Origin of the sequence: Carnobacterium divergens (assembly GCF_900258435.1) — a bacterium.
GTDB lineage: Bacteria > Bacillota > Bacilli > Lactobacillales > Carnobacteriaceae > Carnobacterium > Carnobacterium divergens_A.
This window is the reverse complement of record NZ_LT992558.1, coordinates 231,837-252,620: the sequence shown is the minus strand read 5'-3', so window position 1 is coordinate 252,620 and position 20,784 is coordinate 231,837. Positions and strand designations below refer to the sequence as shown.

At 35.8% G+C, this 20,784-nt stretch carries 16 protein-coding genes and 1 riboswitch; of the genes, 13 read left to right on the top strand and 3 right to left on the bottom strand.

The window, feature by feature from the left end:
- Window positions 1-461 precede the first annotated feature (461 nt).
- Window positions 462-1,922: a lytic polysaccharide monooxygenase gene (locus CDIMF43_RS01730; protein WP_109841033.1), complete on the bottom strand. Its 1,461-nt coding sequence runs from the start codon at window positions 1,920-1,922 to the stop codon at window positions 462-464.
- A gap of 226 nt (window positions 1,923-2,148) precedes the next feature.
- Between CDIMF43_RS01730 and CDIMF43_RS01725 the strand changes: the two genes are divergently transcribed.
- From CDIMF43_RS01725 to CDIMF43_RS01680, 10 genes are all read left to right on the top strand, one after another.
- Entirely contained in the window at window positions 2,149-3,621 is a 1,473-nt protein-coding gene (locus tag CDIMF43_RS01725) for a helix-turn-helix domain-containing protein (RefSeq protein WP_074401836.1), read from the top strand.
- A 167-nt stretch (window positions 3,622-3,788) separates the two neighbouring features.
- Window positions 3,789-5,147 carry a L,D-transpeptidase family protein gene (locus tag CDIMF43_RS01720; RefSeq protein WP_109841032.1) on the top strand — a complete coding sequence of 453 codons (1,359 nt, stop codon included), beginning with the start codon at window positions 3,789-3,791 and terminating at the stop codon, window positions 5,145-5,147.
- 168 nt (window positions 5,148-5,315) lie between these two features.
- Window positions 5,316-6,050 (top strand): GH25 family lysozyme, encoded by a 735-nt coding sequence (locus CDIMF43_RS01715; RefSeq protein WP_109841031.1) that lies wholly within the window; start codon window positions 5,316-5,318, stop codon window positions 6,048-6,050.
- Between the two features lie 149 nt (window positions 6,051-6,199).
- Window positions 6,200-7,639, top strand: coding sequence for a 6-phospho-beta-glucosidase (locus CDIMF43_RS01710; protein ID WP_109841030.1), 1,440 nt, complete (start codon window positions 6,200-6,202; stop codon window positions 7,637-7,639).
- Between the two features lie 202 nt (window positions 7,640-7,841).
- Complete coding sequence (locus CDIMF43_RS01705; RefSeq protein WP_074401840.1) at window positions 7,842-8,180, top strand: helix-turn-helix domain-containing protein; 339 nt, start codon at window positions 7,842-7,844, stop codon at window positions 8,178-8,180.
- A gap of 258 nt (window positions 8,181-8,438) precedes the next feature.
- On the top strand, window positions 8,439-8,789 hold the full coding sequence (locus tag CDIMF43_RS01700) for a helix-turn-helix domain-containing protein (RefSeq protein ID WP_074401841.1): 351 nt from the start codon (window positions 8,439-8,441) through the stop codon (window positions 8,787-8,789).
- A gap of 199 nt (window positions 8,790-8,988) precedes the next feature.
- A riboswitch (TPP riboswitch) is annotated at window positions 8,989-9,094 on the top strand.
- A gap of 52 nt (window positions 9,095-9,146) precedes the next feature.
- Window positions 9,147-9,899, top strand: a complete 753-nt coding sequence (locus CDIMF43_RS01695; RefSeq protein ID WP_109841029.1) for an ABC transporter permease — start codon at window positions 9,147-9,149, stop codon at window positions 9,897-9,899.
- Window positions 9,896-10,900, top strand: a complete 1,005-nt coding sequence (locus tag CDIMF43_RS01690) for an ABC transporter substrate-binding protein (RefSeq protein WP_109841028.1) — start codon at window positions 9,896-9,898, stop codon at window positions 10,898-10,900. Before CDIMF43_RS01695 ends, CDIMF43_RS01690 begins: the two co-directional genes overlap by 4 nt.
- A 1-nt stretch (window position 10,901) precedes the next feature.
- Window positions 10,902-11,627 carry an ABC transporter ATP-binding protein gene (locus CDIMF43_RS01685; protein WP_074401844.1) on the top strand — a complete coding sequence of 242 codons (726 nt, stop codon included), beginning with the start codon at window positions 10,902-10,904 and terminating at the stop codon, window positions 11,625-11,627.
- Between the two features lie 7 nt (window positions 11,628-11,634).
- Window positions 11,635-12,369, top strand: coding sequence for a TatD family hydrolase (locus CDIMF43_RS01680; RefSeq protein WP_109841027.1), 735 nt, complete (start codon window positions 11,635-11,637; stop codon window positions 12,367-12,369).
- Window positions 12,370-12,421: 52 nt separating this feature from the next.
- Here CDIMF43_RS01680 and CDIMF43_RS01675 read toward each other — a convergent pair whose 3' ends face one another.
- Both CDIMF43_RS01675 and CDIMF43_RS01670 read right to left on the bottom strand, forming a co-directional pair.
- A complete protein-coding gene (locus CDIMF43_RS01675; protein ID WP_109841026.1) occupies window positions 12,422-12,841 on the bottom strand; it encodes a universal stress protein in 420 nt (139 codons plus the stop codon).
- Window positions 12,842-12,856: 15 nt separating this feature from the next.
- Window positions 12,857-14,080 (bottom strand): MFS transporter, encoded by a 1,224-nt coding sequence (locus CDIMF43_RS01670; protein WP_109841025.1) that lies wholly within the window; start codon window positions 14,078-14,080, stop codon window positions 12,857-12,859.
- Window positions 14,081-14,233: 153 nt separating this feature from the next.
- On the opposite strand from CDIMF43_RS01670, the gene CDIMF43_RS01665 reads away from it, so the two are divergent.
- The 3 genes from CDIMF43_RS01665 (at window position 14,234) to CDIMF43_RS01655 (ending at window position 20,460) form a co-directional block, all read left to right on the top strand.
- Entirely contained in the window at window positions 14,234-14,794 is a 561-nt protein-coding gene (locus CDIMF43_RS01665) for a PadR family transcriptional regulator (RefSeq protein WP_074401848.1), read from the top strand.
- 157 nt (window positions 14,795-14,951) lie between these two features.
- Window positions 14,952-17,105, top strand: coding sequence for a glycoside hydrolase family 3 N-terminal domain-containing protein (locus tag CDIMF43_RS01660; protein WP_109841024.1), 2,154 nt, complete (start codon window positions 14,952-14,954; stop codon window positions 17,103-17,105).
- Window positions 17,106-17,115: 10 nt separating this feature from the next.
- Entirely contained in the window at window positions 17,116-20,460 is a 3,345-nt protein-coding gene (locus CDIMF43_RS01655; RefSeq protein ID WP_233218275.1) for a GH36-type glycosyl hydrolase domain-containing protein, read from the top strand.
- Window positions 20,461-20,784: the final 324 nt, after the last annotated feature.

Below are 20,784 nucleotides of genomic sequence, written 5' to 3'. Positions count from 1 at the left end.
ATGCCGAACACAGAAGTTAAGCTTCTCAGCGCCGATAGTAGTTAGGGGTTTCCCCTTGTGAGGGTAGGACGTTGCCACGCAACTGATTTAAGCATCTAATTTTTACTAGGTGCTTTTTTTGTGCTAGAAATTGTTGCTTGATCGGATTTGATAGCGCTATAAATATGAAGTATATCCATCCATATAGTGCCTTCTTACAGAGATTAGAGAGGAAGGTAGCTCCTATTATCTAAGGAATATCCAGTTGTTCTGAGACAATCATAAAGATGCTTACGCGGTTTTTTAATTTCGATTATTTATCGAAGTAAAGAGATTCGATTTTAGTCGTGTTCTTTAAATTTTTTTTATAGTGTGTATGTTAGTCTGTCTAATTGCTTCGTTAATAGTTAAATAAAACACCCCCGTTAAATTCATTCATGAAAAATGAATTTAGCGGAGGTGTTTTTATTTACTTCGAGTGATTACTTTTCTAACATCCATGAGTCAGTTTTGTTAGGAGGAGTGGTTTGACTCCACCATTTGGCAATATAGTGTTTCCCTTGGTAAGTTACTTTATCACCACTCGTGTATGCTTTACTTGAATTCCAATTAACTGAAGCATTTGGAGTAATTAATTCCCAAACCTCTGAAATGTCTGGTTGCTCATCTTGTGTCCACCATCTTGCTTTGTACTCTAATCCGTTATATGTCACTGTTTCATTATACAAATAAACAGTATTCGGATTCCAAGTAGTAGAAGGATCAGGTTTTTCTTGTTCTTTTGTTGTGACTAAGATGGTTTTGCTATTAGCGGAACGGTTACCCGCAGCATCGAAGGCAACAATGTTATAGCTATAAGTGGTATTTTCTTTAAGTTCTTTATCAGTATACATTAAATCCGTTGTTACTTTTATTGATTTTCCATCACGATAGATTTCATATCCAGCTACTGCTACGTTATCTGTCGATGCATTCCAATGTAACATAGTTGAAGTTGCTGTTGTCATATGTGCCATCAATCCTTCAGGGCTTGATGGTTTTTCGTTGTCTTCTTTTGGTTTTTCTGGTGTTGCTACAGTTAAGATAGTGCTATTTTTTGAAACATTTCCAGCTGCGTCAAGTGCGCGAATTTCATAACGATAGGTTGTTTTTTCAGTTACGTTTTTATCTTCAAAAGTAGTTCCTTTTGTTGATCCAATGACTTTTCCATCTCGCAAAACTTCATAGTTTGATACGCCAATGTTATCAGTTGATGCTTTCCAAGAAAGATTCACTTGATTGAAGGCAGTATGGGTTGTTTTTAATTCAGTAGGGATGGTAGGTGCTTCTTTGTCTTCTTCAACGGGACCGTTATTAATATTCACATCAATTACTTGATAAAAAGCATTAAGAGTATCTGAAATATCCCACGTTCCAACAATTACATGATACCCTGTACGATTTGCTGGAATGGTTATTTGTTGTGTAACGATTTTCTCAGGAATTAAACCAAAATCTTCTTTTGTTGAAATTTTTTCTAAATTTTCACGTTTTAATGGCTCATTTGGATTCCATCCTTGTTTTGTGATAAAGTAGTTCCAACTATGAGTGCTGTGTGGAGCTGTCAAATTCCAAGTGATGTCTAATTTACCTGTTTGAATGTCAGTTTTATGCCAATTCATATTTTGAACATCCATTGGTTCGAAGCCACTTACTCCAGCGCTGGCAATTTTTCCATCTTGTGGACTATTAGATGCATTTGGAAAACCTTTAAAAGATTCTATACTTTGGGGTTCCCATTGAGCTCGACCTACTTTTTTATTTAAATTTCCACCTGCTGCTGTTCCTTTGTAGGCTCGACTTTCAGGTTGTAAAATGTAGCCATGTGCAAAACTTTGTTGGTTAAATGCAACCAAACCTACCCCGATTGTTGCCGCTAACATAAATGGTTTCATTAATTTCATTTTTAGTATTCTCCCTTTTTGTACTGGATTCTTAAAAATATTTTTTTAAGTTAACTTTAGTATATAGGAATTACAGAATGAGTTAAAAAGGAATTTTTGCAATGTAAGATGAAAAAATAACGATTGAAATAATTTTATTTTTTAAATTCTACTTTTTTTTTAATGTAAATAAAGTATAATAAAAACCTATCGCAATATAGTTTTGTTATTTTGAGGGGATTTATAAATGAATAAAACGATTGAAAAGTTAATTATTGAAAAAGATATTAGGCGTCAATTAACCATTCTTCAGTTACTAGAATCAGGTAAAGTTGGCTTAACCTACGGCGGAATTGCAATAGAATTAGAGTGTTCTAAACGTACTGTTTTAAATGATATAGAAAAAATAAGAGGTCTACTTCCGTTTGGTTGGGAAATTGAAACGACTCGAAAAAGAGGGATATATTTAAAAAAATGCCCATATGAGCCAATGTCTATGTTATATGAAAAAGTGTTGAATCAATCTCCTATGGTAGAAATTCTTAAAGGGTTACTAGTGAATAAAAAGTGTTCAATTAACGAATGGGCTGAAATTTTACATATTGGCGAGGATACAACAAAAAAATATTTTAAAAAATTAAATACGATTTTAACAGAGTTTGATTTAGCTATTCATCCTTCGCAATTAATTATTGAAGGAAATGAAATTAATATTCGTTATTTTTATAGTCGTTTATTGTTTAGCTCTTCGGAAATAATGTCATTAAGAGATGAAACTAATAAAAATTTTAAATTATTTCAAGAATTTTTTGAATCGATTCTTGAAGAGCAGCGATTTCAAATTGATCTAGCATTGTCCTGGAGCTATATTATTGCTAGAAGATTGGATAGTAAGCTTGAAATTGATGTTCAATCAAATTTGTATTTATCGTTATTTTATGAAGAGGCATTAGTAAAGCACGAAGAACCATTGAAGAAACTGATTATTCGTCTAGAATCAGAAAATAACGTTCACTTAAGTAAAGAGGAGCAAAATTTCTTATTTGTCATTCTGCTGGAAGCCTCACTATCTTCTGAAGTCGTGGTGGATTACCATTATTCCTTTTTTAATAACGGAACCATTGAAATGCTCGAGAGCTGTATGGAATTTGCCACTTCAGTGTGTCAAAAATTAGGTTTGAATGGGATTGAAAAAGTGTATGGGGAACATTGTTATCTATTATTAAATACAAAAGTAGTCTTAGGAAAAGTATCGAAGTTGTTGCAAAAAACGGAAGAAGGAATCAGTGAAGAGATTGCAGTAAGCTATCGGGAATGGGTAGAGGTAATAAAAAAAGACAGTTTTCTGCTTCCAAAGGAACTATTAGGGGAGATTCCTTATTACAGTGACGTGATGATTGAATTGACATTGCTAATGATTGCTTGTCAATCACAACATCAACGAGATAAGAGATTGGTTGTTTTAGCTTTGAATAGTTACCCTATTTGGCTTCAGTTTGTTCGAGAAAACTTAGAAATTAATCTTAATCGTTCTATTGAATTAGTCGATTATTGTGACAAACCTTCTGCTATTGATGAAATTATTTTATTACAGCCGGATTTAGTGATAACAAATCAGAATTTAGACTTTCCAAATGATCTTTCCTGTATTTGGGTGTCTAAAGTTCCAAGTTTTACAGAAATGAAGCAAGTTATTGAAAAAATTCATCGTTTGACATAATTGGGGCTAAAAGTGACAAATTACTTAAGAATGTTAAAAGATAACGGTAGATGTGTTATAATTGTTTAATATGTTTTTAAAAAATGATAAAATAGAACTATGCAATTACTAAAATAAGCGCATAGAAAATCAAGCAATTACCCGTTGCTAAAAAAGGAATGAAATCAATGAGTATGAAGAAAACGACGATTGGTGTAATTTTAGCAATCCTTATTCTAATAGTAGGTTTTTACAGTTTTAAGAGTATGGGGTATCAAACCAAGTTTCTTCCAAAGACAGTTGTTGATGGCGTTGCCATTGAAAATAAAACAATTTCTGAAGCAAATGCTGCTTTAAAGAATCATTACCAAGATAAAGTTTTTAAAGTGACAGAAAATGGAAAAGAGTTGTTTTCATTTAAAGGTCAAGAAATAGGAATTACAGATGACTTTACTAAAAATCTTGAAAGTTTGAAAGGGAAGCAAAATCCTTGGTCATGGCCGATGCGAATGATGGGTTCTAAAGGGGATAAGAAAGAGATGAAGGATGTTACATTCAATGAAGCAACCTTTGATGCTTTCTTTGCTCAACTACCTTTGGAGGGCTCAGAACGCGTGAAGCCGGAAAATGCAAAAGTTGAAAAAACTGCAACTGGATTTACAATCAAAAAAGAAGTTTTAGGAAATACTTTTGATGAAGCTAAAGTGAAAGCGTGGTTGAAGACCAGTATCGATGAAGGAAAAACAGATATTTCTTTAGATGACACGTATCAAAAACCAACTGTTTATTCAAATGACAAAGCATTAAAAGAACGTTTAGCGAAATTAGAATCATTAAGTAAGCAAACCATTACCTACAATATTAGTGGTCAATCCGTAACAGTTCCCCACGAAACTTTGTTGAGTTGGTTAGGTGAAAATGATAAAGGGGAAGTTTCAGTAGACGAAGCTGGAGTGGAAAAATATGTGACTGAATTAAGCAATCAATATAGCACATATAAAAAAACTAGAACATTCAAAAGTACTAACCGTGGAGAAGTTCAAGTCCCACCAGGTATTTACGGATGGACACTCAATGCGGAAGATGAAGCACCTGCATTAGCAAAAGATATTTTAGCTGAAAAAAATTTAACCGATCGTAAGCCAATTGTAAGTGGTTCTGGCTATGGACGCAACGATATAGGCAATACGTATATCGAGGTTGATTTAGCTAGCCAACACATGTGGTATTATAAAGATGGCGCGAAAGTCTTAGATACGGATGTTGTAACAGGGAAACCTGCTACGCCAACGCCACCAGGGGTCTTTAGTGTTTGGAATAAAGAACGTAACGCAACGTTACGTGGTGAAGATTATGCAACGCCAGTTGATCATTGGATGCCAATTGATACAACCGGTGTAGGTATTCATGATTCACCATGGCAACCAGCTTATGGAGGAACTCTGTATCAAACGGTGGGTTCACACGGGTGTATTAACACACCACCAGCGATTATGACACAACTGTATGATATGGTTGAAGCTGGAATTCCAGTCGTCGTATTTTAATTTTTTAATAAATCAAAAGGGTTGTCTATTAACGAGACAATCCTTTTTTTAGTTGAATAAATGGTCTTTTTTCATACTAGAACGCAAAATAATAACTTTAAAAATGATACTATATAACTTAAAATAACTATAGATAGAAAATAAAATATTGTGAAAAGGAGAATAATAATGAAAAAGAAGCTCGTTTTTATTTTAGGATTAGTGGTTTTATTAAGTGGAATGAAGAGTCTCCAAGTTGAAGCAACAACAATAGAGAGTGCTATTCCTAAAGTGAATTTCAGTCAAAAAACGACTCAATGGCAACCCAATGTAATTGATATTTCAAGTTATCAAAAAGCAAGCGACATTGATTTTAACAAATGGAAAGAGCAAGGTATTGAAGCAGTGGTTATCAAATTAACAGAGGGTATGGAAGACAATGCACCCTATTATAGTCCAGAAGCCAAAGAGCAAATAAAAAAAGCTACGGCAGCTGGTTTAAAAGTGAATTTTTATCACTTTAGCTGGATGAACAGTGTTGAAAATGCAAAAGAAGAAGCGGATTGGTTTACTAAAATTGCGAATCAATACGATGTTCCGAAAGACTCTGTTATGGCACTCGATTTAGAAAATAATGTTTTAACAACAGATCCATTGGCATTAACAAATCAAGCAAATGCCTTCTTTGATCGAATGATTGAAAATGGGTATCCGAAAATTGATATGTATGCGTCACTATCATGGTATGGTACTCGCTTCTATACAGAACAGTTGAGAACTAAAAATTATTGGGTCGCTTATTGGGCGGATGAAAAACCTGAAATTTTAACCGGTATGTGGCAATTTGCAAGTGACTATCAGTTAGAAGGATATGATGGAATGCTTGACGCGAATATTGATTTTACCGGATATTACACAAAATAAAATAGTTGTTTAAGAAAGCTAATGAGATTTTTCTTGTTAGTTTTTTTATTTAAAAAACTAATTTGACATGTAATGCATTACATATGATAGGATGAAGCCGTAAACAAAATTAAACAGAGACATGTAAATAGATTAAGGGGGCAGTTAAAATGAGTAAAGTAGAATCAAATTTTCCAAAAGATTTTTTATGGGGCGGTGCAGTTGCTGCTAATCAATGTGAAGGTGCATATTTAGAAGACGGGAAAGGGTTATCACCAGTTGATATTTTACCTGATGCGGCTCATGGTCGTTGGGATGCGTTGACAAATCCAAAAGAAGCAATCGCAACAACATATGATTTTTATCCGAGTCATCAATCAATCGATTTTTATCATCGTTATAAAGAAGATTTAAAAATGTTAGCGGAGATGGGTTTTAAAACATTTAGAACATCGATTTGTTGGGCACGTATTTTTCCAAATGGAGATGAAAAAACGCCTAATGAAGCAGGATTGAAATTTTATGATGATTTATTTGACGAATGTCATAAATATGGAATTGAACCGTTGGTTACAATTAACCACTTTGATACGCCGGTCGCTTTATTTGAAAATTATGGTGGTTGGAAAAACCGTCAATTAGTTGATTTTTATTTAAATTATTGTGACGTCATTTTTAAACGCTACAAAGGAAAAGTAAAATACTGGATGACATTTAATGAAATCAACATGATTTTACACATTCCATTTTTCGGTGGCGGTATGGATGTTAGCGATGAAGAAAACCCGATGCAAGCTAAGTATCAAGCAGCGCATCATCAATTAGTAGCATCTGCTAAAGCAACAAAATTAGGACATGAAATTGATCCGGAAAATAAAATTGGTTGTATGTTGGCAGCTGGAACCACCTATCCAAATACCTGTAATCCAAAAGATGTTTGGGCAGCTCTTGAAGCAGATCGCGAAGGTTACTTCTTTATTGATGTTCAGGCGCGTGGGTATTATCCAAGTTATAGCAAACGCTTCTTCAAAGAAAACAATATTTCTTTAGATATAGCAGCAGGTGATTTAGAAGTATTGAAAGAAAATACAGTTGATTATGTTTCTTTCAGTTACTACTCATCACGCTTAACAAGTGCTGATCCAGAAGTTAACAGTCAAACAGAAGGCAATGTATTTGCTACATTAAAAAACCCCTATTTAAAAGCAAGCGAATGGGGCTGGCAAATTGACCCACTTGGATTAAGAGTGACGATGAATGCAATTTATGATCGTTACCAAAAACCTTTGTTTGTAGTGGAAAATGGATTAGGTGCCGTTGACGTTGTGGAAGCAGATGGAAGTATCAATGATGATTACCGGATTGATTATTTACGGGAGCACGTTCGTGAAATGGGTGAAGCGATTGCAGATGGCGTTGAATGTTGGGGTTATACGCCATGGGGCTGTATAGATTTAGTCAGTGCTGGCACTGGGGAAATGAAAAAACGTTATGGTTTTATCTATGTTGATAAAGACAATGATGGAAATGGAACCTTAGATCGTTCAGCTAAAAAATCATTCTATTGGTATAAAAAAGTAATTGCGACAAATGGGATTGAATTAGAGTAGAAAAAAGGACATTTGATAGAGAAATCTATTTAATGTCCTTTTTTTATTTGTTTGAAAGGTAACATAAGGTATGTTATAATATAACTACTGTTAATTAAATACAGCTTATCCGCCAAACACAATAAACTATATAAACAACACATGATAAGCGCTTAAAAAACCACTATTTTTTAAGCGGTTGCGTGAGTAGAAAGGTGAGCCAATGAATATCTATGAAAAAATTAAATTTTTATCAAAACAAAGAGGAGTAACCATCGCAGAACTAGAGCGAACACTGCATTTTGGAAATAGTACCATTCGAAAATGGGAAAAACAATCACCATCAGTTGATCGTCTACATAAGGTAGCAAATTATTTTAATGTGTCCATTTCAATGTTACTAAATGAGCAAGAAAATAACTACGCTAGTGAATTAAGCCAATTTATTTTGTTACAAACAAGTGATTTAAAAGAAGAAACGCAAGCGTATTTGATTCAGGATTTTAAGGATTACTTGGAATTTAAAGCAGATAAAATAAAAAAGAATTCAGAAAACAACTAAGTTAATTATCTTATACTATATTCTTCGAATATTGAATTGAATTATAACATATGGTATGATGTAAGCATAGTAGTGATAACCAATTGGTTCCAATAACCCGTTTATTGTTTTATTTGTTATTACTTTGTCCGCCAAGACACAACAGTTATATAAAACTATGCCTACAAACTTATTATAACGGTTGATATTCTAAAAGTCAAAATATTTTAGAATATTAGCTAAACTTTTTTAGTTTGTATAGCTAGGAAGGTTGATAAAATGAGTATTTATGAAAAAATAAGATTATTAGCAAAAGAGAAAAAGATTTCAATTGCAGAATTAGAGCGCACCTTAAATTTTGGAAATAGTACTATTCGCAAGTGGGAGAACCAATCTCCTTCAGTTGACCGATTGCAAAAAGTTGCTGATTTTTTTAATGTTAGTATTTCAACATTAATTAACGAAAATAATATTCACTATTCAAAAGAACAAGAATGTATAGAGGAATTGAGCCAATTTATTTTGCTTAAAACCCACGGATTAGCAGAAGAAACGCAAGCCTATTTGATTGAAGATTTTAAAGATTATTTGGAATTTAAATCAGATAAAGCAAGATTAGAAGAAAAATAAAACGTCATGGAATGAGTGTTCCGTGACGTTTTTACTTTATTGGTAGTTCCTGTTAGCCTTTAGAAGGTTTTCAAATCTATAAGTGTTGTTAAAAAACTCGTTTAAATGTAGATATCATCTGTTTAGAAGTGTTGATTATTTTTTCTTATTGTAATCCCTATTTTTTTATAGTACACTTGTGTCAATTAAAATAAACTTAATATAAAGCGTGGGGAGGTCATAAATGGCCTGAGAGTAAGCTGTGAGCTTAGACCCGTTGAACCTGTTGGTTAGTACCATCGTAGGGAGTGAACGTGTTCTTTTACTGTGCCTACTTTCCGTGGGCGCAGTTTTTTTATTGGTTAGGAGTTAGTATGTATGAAAAAGAAAACGTTAGTCTATCCCCTAGTGACCTTTATTGTAGTCTTAGTGATTTGGGAAATACTAGTTTCCATTGGCGGAATTCCATTGTATATTTTGCCAGCGCCTTCTAAAATTATGAAGACATTGTTTGAGAACCGTTCGATATTGGCGATGCATGGAGTCGTTACATTGACTGAGGCAACGATTGGATTAGTAATTGCCAGTGTATTAGCTTTTGGAATGGCGCTAATAATGGATGCTTCTCAAACGATTAAGTTTTCAATTTACCCCCATTTTGTTGTTTCCCAAACCATTCCAGTGATGATTTTAGGACCGCTATTTTCGATTTGGCTGGGTTTTGGTATGGCACCTAAAATTGTAATGGTGATCTTGATGTGTTTTTTTCCAATGGTCGTTTCATTTTCAGATGCTTTAGGGAAAGTTGAAGTGGCGCAATTAAATTTACTCAAAACGTTTGGTGCAAGTAAGGGGCAATTGTATCGATTGGTTAAAATCCCAGCAGCGATTGGCGGATTTTTTTCTGGCTTACGTGTTGCAGCAACATATTGCATTGGTGGTGCGATTGTAGGAGAGTGGCTAAACGCTTCAGCAGGCTTGGGCTATTACATGATTCGAGTGAAAAATGGGTACATGTTAGATAAGGTATTTGCCTGCGTAGTGGTCATTATTTTATTGAGTTTGTTTATGAATGGTGTAGTAAAATTGCTTGAAAAATTGGTTTATTTAAAAAGGGGAAAAAGAATATGAAAAAAATAGTAGTAGCAATAATAGCATTTATTTTCATCGGCAGTTTGGTTGGATGTAGTCAGGAGTCGAAAAAGAGTCAAGAAGCCAAAAAGTTAAAAGATGTGACCGTTATTTTAGATTTTGTGCCAAATACAAATCATACGGGAATGTATGTAGCCTTGAAAAAGGGATACTATAAAAAAGCGGGTTTAAATGTTCAATTTGTTGAGCCTGGTAACGAAAACACTTCAGCTACTTTAGTTGCAACGGGAAAAGGTCAATTTGGGATCAGTTATCAAGAAGATGTTACTTATGCATTGACTTCAGAGGATAAATTACCGATTAAGACGATTGCTACGATTATGGAACACAACACTTCCGGCTTTGCGAGTGCTAAAAATAGTGGCATTAAAAGTCCGAAAGATTTTGAAGGAAAAGTTTATTCTGGTTGGCAAGCGCCAAGTGAAGAAGCGACCATCAAAGCAGTTATGAACAATGTTGGTGCAGATTTCAACAAACTGACATTAGTAGGAGATGCTGGTGGTGGATTTGATTCATTAGGTAAAGACGTAGACAACAAATGGTTTTACGAAGGTTGGGATAACGTTAAGGCTGAAATGGCTAATGCAAAGTTAAACTATCTGCCTTTGCGAACGTTAGATAAGCGTTTAGATTATTACACACCCGTCATCATAACGAATAAAAAAATGATTGATGAAGATCCAGCTACAGTTACAGCATTTTTAGCAGCCACCAAAAAAGGATATCAGGAAGCGATTAAAAATCCAGATGCTTCAGCAGAAATTCTTCATGAATATGCGAGTGATTATGATAGTGAATTCTTAAAAAAATCGCAACGTTTTGTGTCAAAAAATTATTGTGAAAATCCTGAAAAATGGGGAGAAATGAAGGCTGAAATTTGGGATGGGTATACAGATTTTCTGTTTGATAATAACTTGATTCCTAAAAAAATTGCTGCAGATGAGCAGTACACAAATCAATTTTTGAGTGAGGGTGAGTGATATGAAATTAAGGGTTGAATCTATTTCGTTCGCTTATTCAAAGAAGAAAATTATTGAAGAGCTTTCCTTTCAAGTTGATAAAGGAGAATTTGTCACCATTTTAGGACCTAGTGGCTGCGGAAAATCCACTATTTTAAAGTTGTTAACGGGTCTGAAACAAAAGCAAAACGGCCGCATTTTAGTAGATGGGAAAGCAGTGGAGGGATTGTCTTTAAAATTTTCCTATATGCCTCAAGAAGACCTTTTATTAGAATGGGAGACGGTGTTACAAAATGTCTGCTTATACCAGCGCATTCATAAAGAAAAATACAGTCAAGAAGAAGTGATGCAACAGCTTGAAGCGTTTGGTTTGAAAGGCTATGAAAATGCATATCCTAGTGAGTTGTCTGGTGGGATGCGGCAACGAGTCGCTTTTTTAAGAACGGTGCGTTGTGATGCAGATATTCTCCTGCTAGATGAACCTTTTGGAGCGTTAGACGTGATTACGCGAGGCGAAATGCAAGAGTGGTTGCGGACCTTAAGACAAACAGTGAATAAAACGGTACTTCTAGTGACTCATGACATTGATGAGGCTCTTTATTTATCAGATCGAATTTTAATAGTAGGAGGTAGTCCTTCTAAAATAAGAAAAGAATTTAATAGCGAAACATCTAATGACGCGCGTAAAGAAGGTACTGAAAATCTTGCGTTAAGAGCTGAAATTTATCACGATTTAAAAAGGCGGTAAGGTAAAAATGCTAAGTGATGCACATTTTCATATAACACAAACCGATTTTTACTCCTTGTTAAAGGACGAATCTATTTTTGGAATCTTAAATTGTGACTCAAAAGCTGAATTTGATCAGCATCAAAAACGACTATGTAAGGATTCAAAAGTAATTCTAAGCGCTGGGATTCACCCGTGGAAGGCAGGTGAAAGTGACTGGAAAGAGATGGAAACATGCTTCCAACAAGTTGCCGTTATCGGTGAAATTGGCTTGGATTCTGTTTGGTGTGAGGTAGATATGGATGTTCAAATGACTATTTTTAAACAACAGTTGGCATATGGAGTAACACATAAAAAGCCAGTGATTCTCCATACAAAAGGAATGGAAAAAGAAATTGCCGAAATAATAAAAGAGTACCCTAATCGTTATTTGGTTCATTGGTATTCCAGTATGGGCCATCTAGATGCATATATAGAACAAGATTGTTATTTTTCAATCGGCCCCTCTTTTGCAACAGATGCCGCAGTAAAACAAGTGGTTGAAAAAGTTCCCTTAAACCGTTTACTCGTTGAATCAGACGGAATTGAGGCGATGAACTGGGCGGTAGAACGAGCCATTCAAGTGGGGAATTATGTAGAGATGCTAACGAACACTTTTAATTATTTAGCAAAAAAGAAAAATATAAAAATAGAGACGGCGATAGATTGTGTAAAAGAAAATTTGGAATGTTTTATTTGGACCGGGAATGGAAACAAAAGCTAGCATTAAAAAACGTCAAAGGATGTTTAAATCCTTTGACGTTTTTTAAATAGTTTTATTTTACAACGATAACGGGACAAGCTGCATCGTGAATAATTTTTTTAGAAACACTTCCAACAACGATTCGATCCAAACCTTTACGATTATGATGACCGATAACGATAAAATCAACGGGATTTTTTTTTTCAAAATCAAGAATTTTAGTGGCTGCAAATCCTTCAAGAGCTACGATTTCTACCGCTAAATTAGCTTTTTCAACTACGTTTTTAACTTTAGTTAAGTAAGCATTTGTTTCTTCGTGAAGTTTTGACTCTAAGTCAACCGTTGTTTCAACAGCATCAGGAGCAATTTCTCGATTGATAACGTGTAAAATTGTGATTTTTCCTTGTTCTTTAAAACTTTTTGCTAGTTTAATAGCTTCTTGCAACGCATGTTTCGATGTTTCATCCATATCCATAGGTACTAATAAATTCATAAAATCTTCCCCAATCTATTCAATATTATCTAAATAACGACGTCCAGCAAATAAGACAAGTGCGCCAACAGCAACGGCTGCTGCTGCAAACCAGAAAGTAACGTGAGGATTATACCAGTCAGCTAATTTTCCAGCTAACCAAGGAGCCAAAGCGCCACCTGTAAAACGAATAAAGCTGTAAGCAGAAGATGCGATTGAACGTTCAACGGGTGCGACTTCCATTACGGCAGTGGTGATTAAAGTGTTGTTAATCCCTTGGAAAAGACCAGCAATAATGATGCAAACGGAAATGACAGTACTGTTATTCGCACCAAAGCCCATAATCATTAAATCAAAGGCAAATAATAGCAATGCGGTATACATCATGTTTTTAGTGCCGAATTTTTCTTGTAATTTTGGTGCTAGGAAAACAGAGGAGATAGCTAAACAAAGTCCCCAGCCAAAGAAGACGAAACCTACTTGCATCGCGCTGTAACTTTCCATTCTAAAAGGCGAATAGGCCAATAAAGTAAAGAAACCGAAATTATAGAAAAGCGCAGTAATTCCTGTAATCAATAAACCTTTATGTTTTAAAGCGCGTAAAGCATCCCAAAAACCGACTTTTTTCTCAGGTTTTGGAATTTTTTCTAATAAAATGGTTACGGAAATAAAAGCGACAGCCATTAAGGTTGCAACGCCAAAGAACGGTGCACGCCAAGAAAAACTACCTAAAATTCCTCCTAGTAAAGGCCCAACAGACATTCCTAGCCCCATTGCAGCTTCATACATAATAATCGATTGTTCGGTTCCACCAACACTTACACCAACAATTGCAGATAAAGCAGTTGAAATAAATAAAGCATTTCCTAATCCCCAGCCGGCACGAAAGCCAACAAGTTGACCAACAGAATTAGAAAGTCCACCTAAAATTGCAAAGATAATAATAATAACTAGCCCATATAATAAAGTTCGCTTTGCACCAATTCGACTTGAAATAAAGCCAGAAAAGAGCATAACAATACCGGTAACAAGCATATAACTTGTAAATAATAATGAGGTTTGTGCAGGGGTTGCATGTAGTTGTTCAGAAATTGATTTTAAAATGGGATCAACTAAACCGATGCCCATAAAGGCAATAACGCAAGCAAAGGCAACAGCCCAAGCTGGTTTTGGTTGTTTTAATAACCCTTTTAAAACACTTTCCTGCTTTTCGACAGGCAGTTCATTTAATTCATTCAAATAATCTTGATTTTCTTTCACTTGTATTCCTCCTTGTATATCTATTTATTAGTATAGAAGACTCTTTTTATTATGTCAATATTTACATATATAAATATTGACATAATAGTTTGCTTTTTTTAAAATCATGTTATACTAGAGAGAGAAAAGTGTAAGGATTAGAGGAGGGTCATCATGAATTCATTAGGCTATACATTACTCAGTATGCTAGTTCGTAAACCATGCTCTGGTTATGAATTAAAAGGATACTTAGAATTATTTTGGCAGGCACATCACAGTCAGATTTATCCGCTCTTAAATAAGCTCGAAAAATTAGGGTATGTTGTCTATATTTCAGAAAATGACCCAATTCATAAAAAAATCTATTCCATTACAGATGAAGGAAAAGAATTCTTACAAGAGTGGATTCAAGGGAAAACAGCTAAACCCATTACAAGAGATGAATTTTTAGGAAAGTTATACGCTATTTCGATGATTGATCCTAAGCGTGTTGAAGAGCTTTTCCAAGAACGACAAGCCTATTTTCAAAAGTTAGCAACAATTCATAAGAAAACGTTAGATGAAATTGACGAACAGTTTGGTGCTGATTTAACAGGTGAAGGTTGGGAATCGTCATTTGGACGTTATTTAATTTGCAAACGCCGTTATGACATGGATTTAGCAGAATTAGAGTGGTGTCAGTGGGCGAATGACCAGTATCATCAAAAATTTAACAATAAAAATTTTTCAAACTAGATAAATAAGGAAAACCTTAGTGTAGCAAGATAGCTGACTAAGGTTATTTTTTTTGAGTTAAAATTAAAAAGAAAGGGCTTGCAATAAAATCGTTAACCATTTACAATAGAATCAAACTCAATCGAAACGTTTCGATAAAAATAAGGAGATGACTTTTTTGAAGCAAACAGAATTAGTAAACTTAGTGGCGCAGTTATCATTAGAAGAGAAGATTGGACAATTACAACAATTAACAGGAAATTTTTATACAGAAGAAGAAGCAGAAATTACAGGACCAATGACCGAAGTAGGATTAACGGAAAAAAGTGTCTATGAGGCGGGATCTGTTTTAGGATTGTCTGGAGCAAAGGCAACAATGGAAGCGCAGTCAAAATATTTAGCAAAAAATCGCCTGAAAATTCCATTGCTATTTATGGCAGATATTGTTCATGGTTATCGGACCATTTTCCCGATTCCGTTAGGTTTAGCTTCAAGTTGGAATCCAGAATTAGTTAAGAAAACCGCACAGGTGGCAGCAGTTGAATCAGCTGTTTCAGGATTACATGTTACTTTTTCGCCAATGGTTGATTTAGTTCGAGATCCACGTTGGGGACGTGTCATGGAGAGTACGGGAGAAGATCCTTACTTGAATCAATTGTATGCGAAAGCCTTTGTTGAAGGCTATCAAGGGGACTTGGCTAATGACCCATTAACAATTGCGGCGTGTGTCAAACATTTTGCTGCGTATGGTGCACCAGAAGGCGGGCGTGAGTACAATACCGTTAACATGTCAGACCGTCAGTTAAGAGAGTCTTACTTGCCAGCTTATCAAGCAGCGCTAGAGGCAGGGTGTAAATTAGTGATGACAGCCTTTAATACTGTAGATGGCATTCCAGCGACAGCTAACCGCTATTTAAACCGGGATATTTTACGTAAAGAATTTGGTTTTAAAGGCGTCTTGATTTCTGATTGGGCAGCAACTAAAGAAGTTGTTGCACATGGCGTTGCAGCAAATGAAAAAGAAGCCGCCGCGTTGTCACTTGAAGCCGGTGTTGATATTGAAATGATGGCATTTTGTTACCAACATTTCTTAAAAGAATTAGTAACAGAAGGCAAAATTTCGACTGAGTTAATTGATGAGGCTGTATTACGAATTTTAGAGCTGAAAAATGATTTAGGGTTATTTGAAAACCCCTATCGTGGAGCAAATGAAGAGCAAGAAGCTGCTCTTGTTTTTAGTAAAGAACATCAAGAGATTGCGCTACAAGCAGCTAGAGAATCTATTGTCTTACTGGAAAATAAACAGAATGTACTCCCTCTTCAAAAACAAGAAAAAGTAGCGTTTGTCGGACCTTTTGTAGAGTATCATGATCTTTTAGGGAACTGGAGCTGGAAAGGGAATCCAAGCGAAACCGAAACCATTAAAGAAGTGGTAAGCAAGCGTAAGGAATCCATTGAATTTGTTGCTACTTCAGGCATTTGGGAGCTGACGGATGAGGAGTTAACAGCTGCTCATAAAGCTGCAGAAAAAACAGATAAAATAATCCTCTTCTTAGGTGAAACAGCTGATATGAGTGGCGAGGCAAGTAGTCGTACAAATATTCAGTTGCCAGATGCTCAATTGACGTTGTTACGTGAGTTGAAAGTACATCGTAAACCAATTGTTGTAGTGACATTTAATGGCCGACCACTTGATTTAACAGAAGTAGCGGAGTTATCTGATGGATTAGTCGAGGCGTGGTTCCCGGGAACTAAAGGAGCTCAAGCTGTTACGGAAATTTTATTTGGTGAAACCGCGCCAACAGGTAGATTGACAATGAGTTTCCCTCGAAATGTTGGACAAATTCCAGTTTATTACAATCATTTTAATACGGGACGTCCCATTGATGCGAATGATGCTGATAACAAATACGTATCAAAATATTTAGATGTTTCAAATGAACCGTTGTATCCTTTTGGTTACGGTTTAAGCTACGATAAGGTAAGTTATCAAGATTTAGTGATTCAAGAAGAAACGATTGGGCTAGATGGCAAAATCAGTGCAAGTGTCACGCTTCAAAACAATAGCAATCAACCGGTAACGGAAACGGTTCAATGGTATGTCCGAGACATTGTTGGAGAAGTTGTTCGTCCAATGAAGGAATTAAAAGGCTTTGAAACATGCGTCGTTCCAGCAGGTGAAAGTAAGTTGGTAACATGGGAAATTTCAGTAGAGGAACTGGCATATATCCATGTGAACTTAGAAAAGAAAGCAGATGCTGGTGAATTTGTAGTAATGGTGGGAAGCAATAGTTTAGAAGTACGAGCGAAAACGATAACAGTCAAAAATTGAGGTGTAAGTAGTGGAAAATAGAGTATTGAAAAATGGCAAAACGACTTTTAATTTTTTGCCAACTGGGGATTTATATCAAGTGGAGCACCAAGGAATTCAGTTAAATCAAGTAAAAGGAAATGTCATTGATGGATCAATGAATGGGATTTACCTTCGTATTTTAGATGATCTTACAGCCATTCAAGCTTTTCCATTAATTGGAGGAGCTGCCAAAGGACACATGTCCGTTGGGGAAAATCAGTTGAAATGGCAAGGCACAATTTTAGATATTGCTTATGAAGTCGTTTTTTCATTGACGGATGCTGGAATTTGGTTTTGGGATATTTTGCTTTCAGGAAGCGGGCATGTTGTTGATGTTGTTTATGGACAAGATATAGGTTTAGCTACACCTGATTCGTTACTGGCAAACGAGGCTTATGTTTCGCAATACGTTGACCACCGTGTGTTATCTGATGATTTGGGTGTGGCAGTGGCTTCTAGGCAAAATCAAGTTCAAAATGGTCAAAATCCATACCTACAGCAAGGTTCTTTAACGGGAGCTGCGCATTTTTCAACCGATGGGTTTCAATTTTTTGGGAAAAGCTATAAAGGGACGAATGTTCCTGCTATTTTAGCAAAAGAACAATTGGAAGATCGTGTGTATCAATATGAGTTTGCATACGTAGCGCTACAAACGAAACCAATCGTCTTGCTTCAGCAACAAAAGGTTAATTTTTACGGCATGATACTAGAGGATCATCCTTTAAAAATCGAAACGATTGAAAATAAAGCGCTTATCTTAGAGAAATATCAAGAAATTCAGCAAACTAAAGGGAGCTTTGTTTCAATTGAAAAAGCGACTAAAAATTCTCAAATTAGTGGAGTTTTGAATGGAAAAGAGCTGAGTAATGGGCAAGTAGACCAACTTTTCCCCGCAAGAAAGTTAGAAGAATTCTTAGCAGGTCAAGTCAGTTCCTTTTTTACAGAGTCGAATGAACATGTGGTACTTGCAAATAAAGAATTGGAAATGGAACGACCAAATGGACACATTTTAATGAGTGGTAAGAGTGTTGATGCAAAAGAAGAGACGTTAACGACTACTTCTTATATGTACGGAGTCTTTCAGTCGCAAATTGTGGCAGGGAATACATCTATGAACCGTTTTATTTCAAACACCAGAAATCCGTTGAATACCTTCAAAACAAGCGGACAACGTATTTATTTACTAGTAGATGGATGCTATCAATTACTGGCGATTCCTTCTGCGTATGAAATGGGCTTTAATTATGCCCGTTGGCATTATCAATTAGTGGATGATTTAATTACCATTACAGTTTATACAAAAACGACTCAGTCAGAAGTTGCACTAACCGTTCATTCTAAGCAAGGGAAAAAGTATCAAGTGCTTGTAACACAAGAAATTATTGTCAATGATACCGCAACGGATAATGCGCCTGATATAAAGGTGAATGCTACAGAAAATCAGTTAATTGCAAAACCGAATCAAGCAACGTTAGCTTATCAAAAATATCCGAATCTAACGTATCGAATGGCATGGGGAAGTGATGGAACCGCTAAATGGATTGCCAGTGATTTTTGGTTTGAAGAAGAGCTTGCAGAAGTACAGATTCCAGTGACAAGCTTATTATTTGAACAGGTGAGCGAGCTTAGTATTACGATTTCAGCTAGCTTAGAAGGTGAGTTAAACGCTGTTTCACCAGAGTCTTTTAATGAAGCAACAGAAGCGTATCGTCTTTATTTAGCAGATTTGCATCGTCATTTTAATTTGACATCAGAGACGCCAAACACTGAAATAGAGCGATACAATACCATTGTTTGGTGGTATACCCACAATATGTTAATTCACTACTTGGTCCCACATGGGTTGGAACAGTTTGGTGGAGCCGCTTGGGGAACAAGGGACGTCTGTCAAGGTCCAATCGAATTCTTTATGGCAACGCAACGTTTTGATGTGGTAAGGGAAATTTTAACGATGATTTTTGCACATCAATTTGTTGAGGATGGCAATTGGCCTCAATGGTTTATGTTTGATCGTTACGAAGAAGTAATGGCAGATGAAAGTCACGGGGATATTATTGTCTGGCCGTTAAAAGTAATTGGCGATTACTTGGTAGCAACTGGGGATGTTTCGATTTTGGAAGTAGAAGTTCCATACATGTCACGCAAGGATAAAAAAGCAACGGGCTTTAAGGAAAGTGTGAAGGAGCATATTGCAAAAGAACTGGCGTATATTACATCACATTTTCTACCGGGAACGTATCTATCTTGTTATGGCGATGGCGATTGGGATGATACCTTACAGCCTTACGATAGTCGCTTGAAGGAAGATATGGCAAGTACGTGGACGGTAGCGTTGACTTACCAAGCATTAAAAACATTTGCAACAGGAATAGAAAAAGTAAACCCAGAATGGTCAAAAGAGTTGCTGGAACTGGCCCAAAATGTCGAAAAAGATTACCGAAAATACATGCTACAAGATCAAACGTTACCTGGATTTGTGTTAAAAGAGGGTGAAAGCTTTGATTATATTGTGCATCCAACGGATCAAAAAACGCAGATCGATTATCGTTTGTTGCCAATGACAAGAAGTATGATTAGTGAATTATTGACTCCAACAGAGATGCGTCACCATATGGCGCTAATTGAAGAAAATTTATTGTTCCCTGATGGTGTTCATTTGATGAGTCAACCGGCGAATTACCAAGGTGGCGTTAGTCAATACTTTAAACGTGCGGAACAAGCTGCAAACTTTGGTCGAGAAATAGGGTTGCAATACGTTCATGCGCATATTCGTTATTCAGAAGCCTTAGCAAAAGTTGGAGAAGGTCAAAAAATGTGGCAGGCGCTCTCAACAATCAATCCTATTTTATTGACGGACTATGTTGCAAATGCGGAAATCAGACAAAGCAATGCATACTTTAGCAGCTCTGATGGCAAGTTTGATACACGCTATGAAGCAGCAACTCATTTTTCTGAATTAAAAACGGGAGATCGTCTTGTAAAAGGCGGATGGCGAATTTATTCTAGTGGACCAGGCATTTATTTGAACCAATTTTTCACTCATCTCATCGGGATTCAAGTAGAAAAGCAAGCGTTGATTTTAGACCCTATGCTTCCCGCCGAGTTAGGGGAAGTGAAGGTTGACTTTGCCTACTTGTCGACGCCGCTTAAGGTGATTTATCGCTGGCATGAAGCGGAGGATAGTGTTGTTATTAATCAGCAATCGGTTCCATTTAAACGAACGTTAAATCCTTATCGGACAGGTGGGTTTAAAATTGATGCGAATTACATGCAGGAAATTGTGAAGAATACGACGGGGCCAATTCAAGTTGTTGTTTCCATGCAAACAAGGTAATGATTTAAAAGAGTCTCCTATATAAAATTTGTTTTTATATAGGAGCTCATTTTAACTTGTATCAAGTTAAACGTTTCACTTAATGTTTTTTAAAACTTTGGTGGAATCAGATTAGAATGATCAATTAAGTAGAAGATATTATCCTGTTTTTATCGGCGTTCGGTCAATGTTTATTGGGTTTTTAATGGATATATTTAATAAGTTGTGTTCTTAAAAATAAAAAGATTGCAAGCGGTTACTTATCGTGTTAGAATAATTTATAGAAACGTTTCGATAAAAGGTTTTTCAAGAAAGGAAGTATGAAAATTGCAAAATACTGGAGGG